Raw genomic sequence first — 14,812 nt, forward strand, 5'->3', positions numbered from 1 at the left:
AGACATGATTGACCTCTCCGCCCTCGCCGGCGCGCTGCACCTGCTGGGCAGCGACGCCATGGCCTGGCTGGTGGTGCCGCCGGGCCTGCTCATCGGGCTGATCTTCGGCGCCGTGCCGGGCCTGTCGATCTCCATCGCCATGGCGGTGTTCCTGCCCGCCACGCTCTACATGGATTTCCTGCCGGCGATCCTGTTCCTCTCGGCGGTCTTCACCGGCGGCGGCTTCGGCGGCGCCATTCCCGCCATCCTGATGAACATCCCCGGCACCTCCAGCGCGGTCGCCACCGCCTTCGACGGCTACCCGATGGCCCAGGCCGGCCGGCACGGCGAGGCGCTCGGCATCGGGCTCGCGGCCTCGGTGGTCGGCACGCTGGCGGGCTATGCCATCCTGCTGCTGATCGTCGGGCCGGTGGCGGGCTGGGTGCTGCTGCTGGGGCCCACCGAGATGCTCGTGGTCGCCATCTGGGGCCTGCTGCTCATCGCGGTGCTCAACGACGCGAGCTTTGCCAAGGGCATCGCCGCGGGCATCCTGGGCATCCTCATCAGCACCGTGGGCTATTCCGACACCGGGCTGATGCGCGGCACCTTCGGCTCGATGTACCTGCTCGACGGCATCCCGGCCATCCCGGCGCTGATCGGCCTCTTCGCCGCGTCCGAGCTCATCAACATGGCGGGGCGGGACTATATCGTCTCCGACGAGAGCCTGCGCACGCTCAGGATGAAACCCATCCTCGCCGGGGTGCGCGACACGCTGCGCCGCTGGCCGGCGGTGCTGCGCGGCTCGCTCACCGGCACGCTGATCGGCATCATCCCCGGCGTGGGCGCCTCGGTGGCCAATCTCGCCTCCTACGCCATGGCCAAGCGCGGCGCGGAGCAGCCCGAGAGCTTCGGGCGCGGCAACCCCGAGGGCGTGATCGCCTCCGAATCGGCCAACTCCTCCTCCGAGGGCGGCGGCATGGTGACCCTGCTCGCCCTCGGCCTGCCGGGCGGCGCGGGCACCGCCATCCTGCTCGGCGCCTTCGCCATGCACAACGTCACCGGCGGCCCGCGCTTCATCGCCGACAATACCGATGTCGTCTATGCCATCATCCTGGGCAACATGGTGCAGGCCGCCCTGCTGCTGGTGGTCGGGCTCGCCTTCGTCTTCTTCGCCAGTTCCATCGTGAAGGCGCCGCTGCGCTACCTGGTGCCCTGGGTGATCGCCATCTCGATGACCGGCGCCTATGCCATCACCGGCAGCATCGTGGGCCCGCTCACCGTGGCCGGGGCCGGCGCGCTCGGCTGGCTGATGCGCCGCTACGACTACCCGGTGACCGCCACCGTGGTGGGGCTGCTCGTGGGGCCGATGGCCGAGGGCGAGCTGGTGCGCAGCTGGCAGATCAGCGGCGGCGACCCCGCCTTCGTGCTCGGCCGCCCCATCACCCTGTGCTTCATCGCCCTGCTGGTGGCCTCGGTGGTGATCTCCGAACTCGGCAAGCGCCGCACCAGGCGCCGCCGCAAGGCCAGGGAGGCCCTGTCATGACCCATGCTCCCCGCACCCTCGTCCAGAAGATCTGGGACGCCCACCGCATCGTGACGCGCAACGGCGCCGACCTGCTCTTCGTCGACCGCCACCTGCTGCACGAGGGCTCGCACCACGCCTTCGACAAGATCGCCGCCGCCGGCCGGCCGGTGCGCCACCCCGAGCTCACCTTCGGCGTGGCCGACCATTACGCCCCCTCCGCCCCCGAGCGCGCCACGGAGGCGACCGTGACGATGATCGAGCGGCTGTCGCGCAACACCGCGCGCCACGCCATCGAGAGCTTCGACATCGGCGACACCCGGCGCGGCATCGTGCACGTGGCGATGCCCGAGCAGGGGCTCACCCTGCCCGGCACCATCATCGTGTGCGGCGACAGCCACACCGCCACCCACGGCGCCTTCGGGGCCTTCGCCTTCGGCATCGGCGCCTCGGAGGTGGCCCATGTGCTCGCCACCCAGGGCCTGTGGCAGAAGCAGCCGCCGATGATGCGCATCACGGTGGAGGGCGCCCTGCCCGCCGGCACCACCGCCAAGGACCTCGCGCTGCACATCATCGGCACCATCGGCACCGGCGGGGCCACCGGCCACGCGGTGGAATACGCCGGCGCCGCCATCCGCGCGCTCTCGATGGAGGCGCGGATGACCCTGTGCAACATGACCATCGAGATGGGCGCCCGCTCCGGCATCGTGCCGCCCGACGAGGTGACCTTCGCCTGGCTCGACGGCCGGCCGATGGCGCCCGCGGGCGCCGAGCGCGCCCGGGCGCTGGAGGCCTGGGCGGCGCTGCGCAGCGACCCCGGCGCCACCTACGCCCGCGAGGTGGGCATCGACGCCGCCCACGTGGCGCCGATGGTGACCTGGGGCACCAGCCCCGAGCACGTGGCCCCGGTGACCGGCCGGGTGCCCGACACCCAGCCCGAGGCGCTCGACTACATGGGCCTCACGGCCGGCGCGCCGGTGGACGGCATCGAGATCCAGCGCGCCTTCATCGGCTCGTGCACCAACGGGCGCTACTCCGACCTGCTGGCGGCGGCGGCGGTGCTGAAGGGCCGGCAGGTGGCGGTGCCGCTCCTCGTCTCGCCCGGCTCCGAGGCGGTGGCCCGGCGGGCGGAGGAGACCGGGCTCGCCGGCATCTTCCGCGCCGCGGGGGCGGAATGGGGGGCGAGCGGCTGCTCGCTCTGCGTGAGCATGAACGGCGACCGGGTGGCGCCGGGCGAGCGCTGCGCCTCCACCTCGAACCGCAATTTCCGCGGCCGGCAGGGGCCGGGCGCGCGCACCCACCTGATGAGCCCGGCCATGGTGGCGGCGGCGGCGGTGACCGGCCGGGTGACCGACGTGCGCGCCCTGCCCCGGGCCGACCTGAGCGCCCTGGAGGAGACCGCGGCATGACCCCCTTCACCACCGTCACCGGCCCCGGCGCCGCCCTGCCGCGCGACAACGTCGACACCGACCAGCTCATCCCCGCGCGCTTCATGAAGCGCTCGCGCACCGAGGGCTACGGCGACCAGCTGCTGCACGACCTGCGCTTCGACCCCGAGGGCCGCCCGCGGCCCGACTTCCCGCTCAACCGCCTGCCCGCGCCGCCGGCACTGCTGGTGGCGGGGGCGAATTTCGGCTGCGGCTCCTCGCGCGAGGCGGCGGTCTACGCGCTCTGGGACCACGGCATCCGCACCGTGGTGGCCTCGGGCTTCGCCGACATCTTCCGCAACAACGCGGCGCGCAACGGGCTGCTGACCGTCGCCCTGCCCGAGGCGGAGCGCGCCACGCTCTGCGCCTGGCTCGAGGCGCATCCGGGGGCGGAGACGCATGTCGACCTCGAGGCGCAGCGCATCGAGGCGGAGAGGCTGGCGCCCATCGCCTTCGACATCGACCCGCAGGTGAAGCGCCGGCTGCTGCTGGGGCTCGACGAGCTCTCCGAGACGCTGGAGGAGGAGGAGAGCATCGCGCGCTTCGAGGCCGCCTATCTTGCCGCCACCCCCTGGGCCCTGCCCCGCACCACGGCGCGCTGACCCGGCCGGGGAGGCTTCGCCTCGGGGGGCATCGAGCCCCCGCTCGGCGAACGATCCCGCTTGCGCGGGCCGGGCGCGGGCGCAGGGCCGGGGGCTCAGGCCCCGGGCCGGGGCGCCGCGTCCGCGGGGAGGGCGAGCGGGGGGCGATCCTCGAGCCAGAGCGCGGTGAGGCGGCAGGCCTCGGCGGCGGCACCGGCGGGGGCGGCACCGTCGAGCGTGGCATGCAGGAAGGCGGCGGCGAAACTGTCGCCCGCCCCGGTGGCGTTGGCGACGCGCACCCGGGGGCCGGGCGGCACCGAAACCTCCTCCGCCTCCGGGCCGGAGCCCAGCAGCGTCACCGGCCGCGCCCCGTCGGTGAGCACCAGGAGGCGCAGCCGCGGCCCGCAGAGACGGCGTGCCTGCGCGAGCAGGTCCCGCGGGGCGGATCCGGGGAAATCGGCCCGCGAGGTGATGGCGATGTCGGCCGGGCGCGCATCCGCCGCACCGGGCGGGAGCTGCGTCATCACCAGCGCCACCCGGCCGAGGGCGGCGCGGAGCCCGGGGCCGAGGCGGCGCGCGTTCACGTAGGCCGCGCAAGCGGGGCCGGGCCGGGCCTCGAGCGGCGGCCGGGCGCCCGGCGGAAACAGGATCGTGCGCTCGCCGTCGGCCCCGAGCAGGATCTCGGTGATGCGCGCCGGGCCGGGCACCGTGGCCACCCCGTCCATGCCGAAGCCCGCGCGGGCGAGGAACGCCCGGGTGGCGGTGCCGCGCCGGTCCTCCGCCACCTGGGTGACGAGCGCCACCGGGCGGCCCAGCGAAAGCAGGCGCATGCCGGTGTTGAGCCCCCCGCCGCCGAGCGTCATCCGCCGCGAGCACCAGTCGAGCCGGGCGCCGGGCACCAGCGGCGCGGCGAGCTGCCAGACCCGGTCATGGTTCACGCTGCCGATGACGAGAATCTCCCGCGTCATCAGCCCGCGCCCCGATGGCACGGGGCCCGCGAGGGCGGGTGAGGCAGAATCGCGGTGCGGGCAGCGGCGGACATGGCCCGGATACTGCCCCGGGCGCCCGGCGAATGCCCGTGGAATCTCCCGCCGCTCGCTCCGGGCGCGGCAGGGGCTGCCGGGACGGCCACGGGCTCGCGGCCACGAGGGGCGTTGCCGGCACATTCCGGCGCGCCCTCGCCGCGCTGGCGTGCCACGCGGGCCGCCCCGGCGGAGGTCCGCCCCCGCCCCGGCGCCGCATTGCCGGCCCATTCGCGGCTCGGGGCCTGTCACGCAGGGTCAGGGGCGTCGCGAGAGCCCCCGGGCCGACAGCCGCCGGCGGAGGAGACGGGCAGCGCGGCCGCGGCCGGGGGCGGGAGAGCGACGGAGCCACCGTGGGCCTCCGCGGCGCCGGCTCGGGAGGCCGCGCGCGCCGAAGCTGCTGGGCAACAGGATGGCGCGCAGGTTTTCGAGGCGGGGCGCGGGGGTCCCGCGCCCCGCCGGTGCCTGCGAAACCTCGGCGGCGGGCGCGCTTCCCGGTCAGCTCACCCGGTCGAGCATGCGCACGAGGTCGACGACGCTGCCGGCCTCCATCTTGCGCATCAGGTTGCCGCGGTGGAGCTTCACCGTGGCCTCGGAGAGGCCCAGCTCCCCGGCGATCTGCTTGTTGAGCAGGCCGCGGGCCACGCCCGCGCCCACATCGCGCTCGCGCGGGGTGAGGCTGTCGTAGCGGCGGCGCAGCCGGACGAGCTGGCAGCGGCCTGAGCGCCGCGCCCTGTGGCTCTCGATCGCCTGGTGGATCGCGTCGAGCAGCTCCTGGTGGCGCACCGGCTTGGTGAGAAACTCGAAGGCCCCGGCCTTCATCGCGCGCACGGACATCGGGACATCGGCATGGCCGGAGATGAAGATCACCGGCAGGTCGGCGCCGCCGCGCACCATCGCGTCGTGGAAGTCGATGCCGCTGCGCCCGGGCAGGCGGACGTCGAGCACCATGCAGCCGAGCTCCACCCCGGGCGCGGCCTCGAGGTATTCCTGCACCGAGCCGAAGCTCCGCGCCGCGAGCCCGACCGAGTCGAGCAGCCCTTCCAGCGCCTCGCGCACCGCGTCGTCATCGTCGATCAGCACCACGGTGGGGGTGGCGGCGCGGCCGGCGGGGGGTTCGGGCGGCGGGGTGAGCATCTGTGTCATCTGGCGTGTCTCCGGCGCCCGATCGGCAGGTTGACGGTAAAGGTACTGCCAAAAGCCGCGCCTGGCGAGACCGAGAGTCGCCCGCCGTGCAGTTCGACGATGGAGCGGCTGATGGACAGGCCCATGCCGGTGCCCTCGGGCTTGGTGGAGTAGAAGGCGTTGAAGATCTCCGCGGCCTGCGCGTCGGGAATGCCCGGCCCGGTGTCGGCCACCCGCACGCGCAGCTCGCCCTCGTGCAGGTCGAGGGCGATGCGCAGCTCGCGCGGGCGGTCCTGCACCCCGGCCATGGCCTCGATGGCGTTCACCACCAGGTTGAGGAACACCTGCTGGAGCTGCACGCGGTCGCCGTGCAGCCGCGGCAGGTCCGGCGCCGCGACGAGCTCGGTGCGCACCGCGCCGCGCTGCAGCTCGGCGCGCACCAGCGCCAGGGTCTCGCTCACCAGCGGCTCGAGCGCGACCGGCCCGGCGCGCGAGCGGGCCCGGCGCGCCAGCGCCCGGATCGAGCGCACCACCTCGCCGGCGCGGTCGGCATCGCGCACGATGCGCTCGGCGGCGCCGCGGGCCTTCTCCGGCGAGGGGCGCTCGTCGGAGAGCCAGCGCAGGCAGGCGCCCGCATTGGCCGCGATGGCCATCAGCGGCTGGTTCACCTCGTGCGCCACGGCCGCGGCCAGCTCGCCCATCAGCGTGAGCCGCGAGATATGGGCGAGGTCGGCCTCCGCCTTGCGCAGCGCGTTGGTCACCTGGCGGCGCTGGGTCATGTCGGTGAAGGTGATCACCGCGCCGGCCCGGCCGCCCCTGTCGTCGGGTATCGGCGCGCCGCGCTCCTCGATCACCACGGCCGGGCCGTCGCGCGGCACCAGCTCGGCGCTGCGCTCGATCACCGCGCCCCCGGCCCCGGCCGCCGCCGGAGCGCCGTCGCCCCCCGGCCCGGGCAGCCCGCCCTCCGGCGCCGCGGCGCCCGCCATCACCAGCAGGGCCAGGTCGGGCAGCGAGCGGCCGCTCTCCTCGTCGCGCACCGGCATCACCCGGGCCAGCGGCTGGCCATGGGCGAGGGCGGCACTCCAGCCGGTGAGGCGCTCGGCCACCGGGTTCATGTATTCCACCCGCCCGGCCATGTCGCAGGAGATCACCCCGTCGCCGATGCCCGCGAGGGTGGCGGCATAGCGCCGCTCGCTCCGGCGCAGCCGCGCATCCGTGTCGCGCTTGTAGAGCGCCATCTGGATGACGGTGCGCATCTGCGGCTCCTCGAAGGGCTTGAGCAGGTAGCCGAAGGGCTCGGTGACCGCGGCGCGGCGCACGGTGTCGTCGTCGGCATAGGCGGTGAGGTAGATCACCGGGATGGCCTGCGCCTCGCGGATGCGGCGGGCGGCCTCCACCCCGTCCATCTCGCCCTCGAGGCGGATGTCCATGAGCACGATGTCCGGGACATGGCGGGCGGCGAGGGTGACGGCCTCCTCGCCGCTGGCCGAGGCGCCCACCACCTGGTGGCCGAGCCGGACGAGCTGCTGGCGCAGGTCGCGCTGCACCACGCGGTCGTCCTCCACGATCAGGATACGGGCGGAATTCATGGCGCCGCCGCGCCGGCGTGGAACATCACCGCGATCTCGGTGCCGGCCTGGCGGCGCACCTCCACCCGGCCGCGCAGCTGTGCGGCGAGGTCGCCCACCAGCTGCAGGCCCAGGGTGTCCGCCTCGCCCGGGGCGGTGTCGGGCGCCAGCCCGATGCCGTCGTCGCGCACCGCGACGCGCAGCTCCGCCCCGCGGCGCAACAGCGAGACGAGCACCATGCCGCGGCGCCCGCCCGGAAAGGCATGCTTGAGCGCGTTGGAGACCAGCTCGTTCACGATGAGCCCGCAGGGCACCGCCCGGTCGAGGTCGAGCTGCAGGTCCTCGATGTCGGTGCGCAGGTCGACCAGCCCGCCCGCCGGCGCATAGGCCCGGAACAGGTGGGCGCAGATGGCCTGGAGCTGCGGGCGCATCGGCGCGCGGGCGAAGTTTCCCAGCCGGTACAGGCTCTCGTGCACCAGCGCCATCGAGCGCACCCGGTCGCGCGCATCGGCGAAGAGCATCGCGGTCTCGGGGTCGGCGATGCGGCCGGCCTGCAGGCTGAGCAGGCTCATGATGAGCTGCAGGTTGTTCTTCACCCGGTGGTGGACCTCCTTGAGGAGACTGTCCTTCTCCTCGAGGTTGGCGGCCTCGATCACCGCGGCGGCCTGGCTCGCGAGAAGGCGCAGCATCTCCACCCGCTCGGGCGGGAAGGCCTGGGCGGCGAGGTCGTTCTCCAGCATCAGCACGCCCACCGCGCGGCCCCGGCGCATCAGCGGCAGGGCGAGGAAGCTGCGCGCCACGGCCTCCTGCCAGTAGACATCGGCGGAGAAGGGCCCCGGTGCGCGCACGTCGTCGATGCGCACCGGCCGGGTCTCGGCCGCGCAGGCCTCCAGCACGCTCCAGGGCAGCGGCGGCGCCTGCGCGGGGTCGAGGCGGCGGGTGCACACACCCGCCGTGTCCACATAGGCTTCCGCCTCCGGGCGCAGCTTCTCGCCGGCGGCGACCAGGAGCACCGCGCGCGAGGCGCCGGCATGCTCGACGACCAGCTCAAGCAGCGTGGGCGTGAGCTCGGCCAGCCCGCCGGGCCCGGACATCGCCCGCGAGCCGCGCTGCAGCGCCGCGATCGCCACGCCCGGCAGCGAGACCGAGGCCATCTCCGCCTCCGCCGGGTCGGGGCGCAGGTCGGGCCGCTCGAGGTCCATCTGCAGCACCCGTGCCGTGGCGCCCCAGCGATCCCAGGCGGCGCGGGCCTCGCGCAGGAAGGCGGCCTCCAGCGCAGCCAGCCCCTGGCCGGCATGGAAGCGCGCCGCGCGCTCGCAGGCCAGCGCCTCCACCTGCGGCACCTCCTGGGCACGCGCGGTGAGGATGGCCTCGTCGTAGAGCCGCATCGCCTCCTCGCGCCGGCCGGACAGGCGGGCGCTCTCGGCGCGCACCAGAACGGCGCGGGCGCGGAAATCGCCGGGGTTCACCCCGGCCCAGCGGTCGAGCCGGGTGAGGTGGTGCGCGAGCCGCGCGCGGTGCAGCTCCGCCCCCGAGCGCCCGGCCAGCGCCGCATGCGCGAGGGCCGCGTGGAAATGGTATTCCGCCATCTCCAGGTGGCCCGAGCTGGTCCAGAGCAGCGGCTCGGCCTGGCGCACCGCCTCCACCGCGCCGGCGGCATCGCCCGCGATCACGCGCAGCTCGAGCTTGCGCAGCCAGTGCCAGCAGGCGGCGATGGCCAGGGCCGGGTTCGCGGCCAGCCGCGCCTCGAAGGCGGCCTCGTCGAAGGCGCGCCCGTCGAAGCTGCCCAGTTCGCGGGTGAGGCCGCGCAGCGCCCGCACCATGCGGATCTGGCTGGTGAGAATGTCCATGCACAGGCCGAACTGCACCTGCCGCACGTATTGCATCCGGACCTCCGCGAGGCGCTGCACCTGCTCCAGCCGGTCGCCCGCCCAGAGCATCGAGCTCACCAGCGTCACCGAGGTGAAGCCCATGTAGGTCACGTCGCCGCTCTCGCGCGCCTCCTCGAAGGCGCGCGTCAGCCGCGCGCGCTCGGCGCGCACCGGCCGGGTCCAGGGCGAGACGTGGTAGGCGAAGGTCATCAGCACGCGCGGGCGGAAGCGCTCCAGCCCGCGTTCCAGCAGCGCCACCCCGAGCTGCCCGTACTCGTAGGCCCGGAAATAGTCGTCGAAGCCGGGGCCGGTGATCATCCCCAGATAGGCGAAGCCCAGGGCCGAGGCATGGCACAGGCCGCGCTCCAGCGAGATGTTGGCCATGCGCGAGAGCATGAGCGCCACCAGGTTCTCGTCGGAGAAGAAGGCCGGCGGCAGGGCGGCCGCCAGCACGTCCATCGTGGCGCGGGCCTCCTCGTCGGTCATCATCGGCAGCGCGACGAGGCCGGAGACCGGCCGCTCGCCGAGCGCGGCCAGGAACCGCGCATACTCGTCGCGCGCGGCCTGCGCCGGCGGGTGGGGCTCCCAGCGGGTGCCCTGCCGGGCGAGAAAGCCGAGGCAGGCGGCGATGGCCTGGTCGGAGCGGTCGAGCGCCAGCAGCACGGTGATGCGCAGCGCCGCGACGGCGCCGCGCTCGGCGATGCCGGGCGCCTGGTCGTCCAGCGGCTCGAGCCGGGCGAGCGCCTCGGGCGCGGCGCCATCGAGCAGGGCGCATTCCGCCCGCAGCAGGCCGAGCTCGAAGGCCAGCCCCGCCACCTCCGCCGCCGGCTCGGGGCCGAGCAGCCCCAGCCCCTCCGCGGCATAGGTCTGGGCGGCGCGGCAGGCGCCGGTGGCCTGGGCGTGCCGCGCGGTATCGAGGTAGAAGCGCGCCAGCGCCCGGCGATCGGCCTCGGCGGTGACAGCCGGCAGCGCGAGCGTGTACTGCGCGGCGATGGCGAAGGCGCGCGCCGCCGGCGGCGCCTCGCCGGAGGCCGCGGCCAGCGCCCGGGCGATATCGAGGTGCAGCGCCGCGCGCTCCGCCGGGGCCGCGAGAGCGTAGGAGGCCTCCTGGACCCGGTCGTGCAGGAAGGCCCAGCCGGCACCGCGGCGCAGCACCAGCCCGTCGCGCAGCGCCTCCTCGAGCAGGGCGGCCGCCCGCTCCGGGGCCATGCGCGCCGCGGAGGCCAGCACCTCCGTCTCCACCTGGGCGCCGAGGCAGGCGAAGCGCAGCAGCAGGCCGCGCGCCGGCTCCGACAGCCGGCCGAGCCGGAAGGCGAGCATCTCGCTCACCACCCGGCCGGGCCGGGCCCGCACCGCCGCCTCGTCCCAGCTCCAGCTGTCGCTGGCCGCATCGTGGCGCAGCACTTGCTCCTCGGCGAGGGCGGAGAGAAGCTGCAGCAGGTGCAGCGGGTTGCCGTCGCAGCTTGCCTCCAGCGCCTCGGCGAGCGGGGCGATGGCGGCCCGCGGCATGCGCAGCGCCTCGCCGATCAGCGCGCCGCTGGCGGCCCGGTCGAGCGGGCCGAGCGCGATCTCGCGGATGTCGAAGCCCGGCGCGCCATGGAGCACGTCGAGCAGCTCGTGCAGCGGGTGGCCGGCGCCCACCTCGTCGCTGCGCCAGGCCCCGACGAGCAGCAGGTGCCCCGGCGCGCCCCCGGCCAGCACCCGGCACAGCAGGTCGAGCGTGGCACGGTCGAGCCACTGCAGGTCGTCGAGGAACAGCGCCAGCGGATGCTCGGGCCGCGCGAAGACCGAGAGCAGGCCGCGGAAGGCGTGGTCGAAGCGCGCGGAAGCCTGCTCGGGCGGCAGCTCGGGCGGCGGGGAGAGCGGGCCGAGGAGCTGCTCCAGCCCCGGCGCCAGGGGCGCGACCACCGCCACGGAGGGCCCCAGCGCCCCGCGCAGCGCCGCGGCCCAGACCTCGCGCTCGGGGGCGGCGCGCTGCAGGATGCCGCCGATCAGCCCGCCGAAGGCCTGCGACAGCATCGCGTAGGGCGCGCCGCGGGCGAACTGGTCGACCTTGCCGGCGGCGTAGAGCCCGCGCGGCGGCACCAGCCCGCGCAAAGCGTCGCGCACCAGCGCCGACTTGCCGATGCCGGAGACGCCGTGCACCAGCACCACCCCCGTGCCGCCGCCGCGCGCCATGCGCTCGAAGGCGTCGGCGAGGGTGGCGCGCTCGCCGGCCCGGCCGTGCAGCAGCGCCGGCGCCTGCGGCCGCGGCAGGGCCGGGCCGGCGGGCAGCGCCCGCGGCAGGCCGGGCTGCGCCGCCTCCCAGGCGAGGCTCAGCGCCGCGGCATCGGGAAAGCGCTCCTCCGGGCTCTTGGCCAGCAGCCGGTGAACGATGCGCACCAGCCCCTCGGGCAGGCGGGGCGCGAGCTCGGCCAGCGGCGCGGGCTCACGCGCGGCATGGCAGTGGAGCCACTCCGCCACGCCGCGCGCCACGAAGGCCGGCCGGCCGCCGAGCAGCTCGTAGAGCATCACGCCCAGGGCATAGAGGTCGGAGCGCGGATCGGCCGGCGCGGCGAGCCGGCCGGTGCTTTCCGGCGCCGCCCAGGGCAGCGCGTCGGCCGGGATCTCCGGTGCCCCCGCCTGCACTTCCGCCGGCCCCCCCGCCGGCCCCCCCCCCGGCACCGCCCGGCCGAAGCCGGTGAGATGCGCGCGGCCGTCCTCGCGGCACAGCAGGTGGGCGGGGCGCAGGTCGCGGTGCAGCAGCCCCGCGGCCTGCATGCCCGCCACGGCCGCCACCAGCCCGGCCGCGTAGCGCAGCCGGCGCGCCGGGGCCAGCGGCTCGGTGAGCAGCTCGCTCAGCGGCCGCCCCCCGGGGTCGGCGCAGCGCAACGCCAGCCCCTCGCCCTCGGCCAGCAGGTCGAGCGGGCGCGCCGCCCACTCCGGGTCGAGCCGCCCGGCCAGGGCGAACTCGTGGCGCAGCATGCCCGCGGCCAGGCCCCGCTCCGCCCCCGGCAGCGCCAGGCGCAGCAGCACCGTGTAGCCCTTGCCGGGCTGCGGCGCGCGCAGCAGTTCTGTCCGGGAGTCCCGCGTCAGGGTCTCCGTGTCGCCATGCTCGGATGGCCAGGGGCGTTCTGCCATTGAGAGGAGGTTCTCCGGCTGTCGTCTCGGGGGAAGTATAGTCGTGCCGCGGCGGCGAGCGCCAGTGGCCTTGGCGGCCCGCCGCCCCTGCCCGCGCTCAGGCCCTGCCCGCCGGGCGGGCAGGGCTGCCGCCTCCGCTCACCCGGGCGAGGAACCGGCGGGTGCGGGGGTCTTGCGGCGCGGCGAAGAAGCGCTCTGGCGGGGCTTCCTCCACGATGCGGCCCCCCTCCATGAAGATCACCCGGTCGGCGATCTCGCGGGCGAACTGCATCTCGTGGGTGACGATGAGCATGGTGCGCCGCTGCCGCGCCACCCGGCGCATGAGGTCGAGCACCTCGCCCACCCACTCGGGGTCGAGCGCCGAGGTGGGCTCGTCGAACAGCATCAGCTCCGCCTCCAGCGCCATGGCCCGGCCGATGCCCACCCGCTGTTGCTGCCCGCCCGAGAGCGCGGCGGGGTAGCTGCCGGCCCGGTCGGCGAGGCCGATCTCGCGCAGGATCGCCTCCGCCCGGGCGCGGGCCTCGGCCTTCGGGCGGCCCTGCACATGCACCAGCGCCTCGGTGATGTTTCCCAGCGCCGTGCGGTTGGCGAAGAGCGCGTAGTTCTGGAACACGAAGGCGGTGCGCCGGCGCAGGGCCAGCACCTGCGCCGGCGTGGCGCGGCCCGCCTCCACCGTGAGGTCACCGATGGTGATGGTGCCCGCGTCGGGGCGGTCGAGGAAGTTGAGGCAGCGCAGCAGCGTGGACTTGCCGGTGCCCGAGGGCCCGACGATCACCACCCGCTCGCCCTCGCGGACGTCGAGGTCGATGCCGTCGAGCACCGTGGTGTCGCCGAAGCGCTTGGTGAGGCCGCGCACGGAGATCATCGCGAGTAGGCCCTCCCCAGCCGGTGCTCGAGCCGCCGCTGGAGGAAGGAGAACGCCTCCACGATGCCCCAGTAGATCACCGCCACCACGAGGAAGGCCTCGAAGTAGAGGAAGCTGCCGGCGGCCTCCTTCTGCGCAGCACCCATCATCTCGGTGACCCCGAGGGTGAAGGCGAGCGAGGTGCTTTTCACCATGTCGATGAAGTAGTTGACCAGCGTGGGCGCCGCGATGCGCGCCGCCTGGGGCAGGATGATGCGGGTCATCATCACGCCCTCGCTCATGCCCACCGCCCGCGCCGCCTCCCATTGCGAGCGGTCGACCCCGAGGATGGCGGCGCGGATGCTCTCGGCCATGTAGGCGGAGAAATGCAGCGTGAGCCCGATCACCGCGGCGGTCACCCCGTCGATGTTCACGAGGAAGGGCACCAGCCGCGGCAGCCCGTAGTAGAACAGGAAGAGCTGCACCAGCAGCGGCGTGCCGCGAAAGAAGCTGATGAACAGCACCACCGCGCGGTCGAGCACCGGCACCCGGGCCACCCGCTCCACCGCCAGCAGGCAGGCGAGCACCAGCGCGCAGGCCATCCCCGCCAGCGCCATGCCCAGCGTGAGCGGCACATAGCCGAGGATGACCGGAACGAGCCCCCACATGTAGCCGATGTCGAGGCCCTGCATGGCTCAGTCGGCCCCGGTCACGTCCGCGTCGAGCCATTTCTCCGAGATCGCCTTCAGCGTGCCGTCGGCCTTCATCTCCGTCAGGGCCGCGTCCACCTTGTCGCGTAGCGCGTGGCCCTCGGCATCGTCGCGGAAGGGCAGCGCGTTGCGGATCTCGCTGAAGGGCTTGCCGGCGAGGGCCAGCGGCAGCGGCGATTTCGCGATCACCTGCGCCGAGGACACCCGGTCCATCACGAAGGCATCCACCCGGCCGAGGGCGGTGTCCTGCTCGATGTTGCTCTCGTAGGTGCGGATGTCGATCTCGTCCGCGTAGGGCAGCGCGCGCAGCAGCTGCTCGAAGTTCGAGCCGAGGTTCACCGCCACGGTGCGGCCCTTCAGGTCCTCCGGGCCGGTGATCCCGGCCTCGTTGCCGCGCTTCACCACGATCTGCGCGCCGTCGTAGACGTAGGGCTGCGAGAAGGTGAAGGTCGCCTCGCGCTCAGGCGTGATGGTGATCTGGTTGGCGATCGTGTCGATCCGCCCGGAGGCGAGCGCGCCGATCAGCCCGGAGAAGGACATGGTGACGAACTCCACCTCGTCGCCGGTGCGCTCGGCCACGGCGTTCATCAGGTCCACCTCGAAGCCCTGCAGCTTGTCCTGCCGCACGAAGGTGAAGGGGAAGTAGCCGCCCGACATCCCCACCCGGATGGTCTCGGCGAGGGCGGGCAGCGCGGTGGTGCCGGCGAGGGCTGCGGCGAGGGCGAGGGCTCTGAACATCACGGGTGTCTCCTGTTCCGGCGCCCTCATGTGTTGCGGGGGGGCCGGGGGTTCAAGGTAGTGCTGCCGGAGGGGGATCATAGGGCGCGCGGCCGCCCCGCGATACCCGCAGCGGCCGCGCCGACACGCGATGATGCGCCTCCCGTGCAAGGGCCGGGCCCGGCGCGCGCGCCGATATCCCGCCCCGCCGCCCGGCGGCCATCCCGCGTCCGTCACGCACCCGCGGTGCAAATCGCGCCTCTCGCGTCCAATCCCGCGGGCGCGGGAAGGCGCACCATGCAGGGGTCAAGACGGCTGTCCCTGCA

At 74.8% G+C, this 14,812-nt stretch carries 10 protein-coding genes; 3 read left to right on the forward strand and 7 right to left on the reverse strand.

Annotation, left to right across the window (positions count from 1 at the left end):
• Positions 1 to 4 precede the first annotated feature (4 nt).
• The 3 genes from D3P35_RS09660 to leuD are packed head-to-tail and all read left to right on the forward strand — an operon-like array spanning position 5 to position 3,530.
• Complete coding sequence (locus tag D3P35_RS09660; protein ID WP_118134514.1) at positions 5 to 1,522, forward strand: tripartite tricarboxylate transporter permease; 1,518 nt, start codon at positions 5 to 7, stop codon at positions 1,520 to 1,522.
• The gene (gene leuC, locus D3P35_RS09665; RefSeq protein ID WP_118134515.1) at positions 1,519 to 2,910 is read left to right on the forward strand and encodes a 3-isopropylmalate dehydratase large subunit; all 1,392 of its coding nucleotides are present in this window, start codon (positions 1,519 to 1,521) and stop codon (positions 2,908 to 2,910) included. Before D3P35_RS09660 ends, leuC begins: the two co-directional genes overlap by 4 nt.
• Positions 2,907 to 3,530: a 3-isopropylmalate dehydratase small subunit gene (gene leuD / locus D3P35_RS09670; RefSeq protein ID WP_118134516.1), complete on the forward strand. Its 624-nt coding sequence runs from the start codon at positions 2,907 to 2,909 to the stop codon at positions 3,528 to 3,530. The genes leuC and leuD overlap by 4 nt, the downstream gene beginning before the upstream one ends.
• A 95-nt stretch (positions 3,531 to 3,625) precedes the next feature.
• Here the strand turns inward: leuD and D3P35_RS09675 are convergent, their stop codons facing one another.
• The 7 genes from D3P35_RS09675 to D3P35_RS09705 all read right to left on the reverse strand — a co-directional run bounded on the left by D3P35_RS09675 (position 3,626) and on the right by D3P35_RS09705 (position 14,507).
• Positions 3,626 to 4,477, reverse strand: a complete 852-nt coding sequence (locus D3P35_RS09675) for a PfkB family carbohydrate kinase (RefSeq protein WP_157982089.1) — start codon at positions 4,475 to 4,477, stop codon at positions 3,626 to 3,628.
• A gap of 552 nt (positions 4,478 to 5,029) precedes the next feature.
• Positions 5,030 to 5,677 carry a response regulator transcription factor gene (locus tag D3P35_RS09680; RefSeq protein WP_232830447.1) on the reverse strand — a complete coding sequence of 216 codons (648 nt, stop codon included), beginning with the start codon at positions 5,675 to 5,677 and terminating at the stop codon, positions 5,030 to 5,032.
• Positions 5,674 to 7,245, reverse strand: coding sequence for an ATP-binding protein (locus tag D3P35_RS09685; protein ID WP_118134518.1), 1,572 nt, complete (start codon positions 7,243 to 7,245; stop codon positions 5,674 to 5,676). The genes D3P35_RS09680 and D3P35_RS09685 overlap by 4 nt, the downstream gene beginning before the upstream one ends.
• Entirely contained in the window at positions 7,242 to 12,215 is a 4,974-nt protein-coding gene (locus tag D3P35_RS09690; RefSeq protein ID WP_118134519.1) for an AAA family ATPase, read from the reverse strand. The genes D3P35_RS09685 and D3P35_RS09690 overlap by 4 nt, the downstream gene beginning before the upstream one ends.
• Before the next feature lie 97 nt (positions 12,216 to 12,312).
• Positions 12,313 to 13,080, reverse strand: coding sequence for an amino acid ABC transporter ATP-binding protein (locus D3P35_RS09695; RefSeq protein ID WP_118134520.1), 768 nt, complete (start codon positions 13,078 to 13,080; stop codon positions 12,313 to 12,315).
• Complete coding sequence (locus D3P35_RS09700) at positions 13,077 to 13,751, reverse strand: amino acid ABC transporter permease (RefSeq protein WP_118134521.1); 675 nt, start codon at positions 13,749 to 13,751, stop codon at positions 13,077 to 13,079. Before D3P35_RS09700 ends, D3P35_RS09695 begins: the two co-directional genes overlap by 4 nt.
• 3 nt (positions 13,752 to 13,754) lie before the next feature.
• Positions 13,755 to 14,507, reverse strand: a complete 753-nt coding sequence (locus D3P35_RS09705) for an amino acid ABC transporter substrate-binding protein (protein WP_118134522.1) — start codon at positions 14,505 to 14,507, stop codon at positions 13,755 to 13,757.
• Positions 14,508 to 14,812 lie beyond the last annotated feature (305 nt).

Origin of the sequence: Oceanicella sp. SM1341 (genome assembly GCF_003448965.1) — a bacterium.
Taxonomy (GTDB): Bacteria; Pseudomonadota; Alphaproteobacteria; order Rhodobacterales; family Rhodobacteraceae; genus Paroceanicella.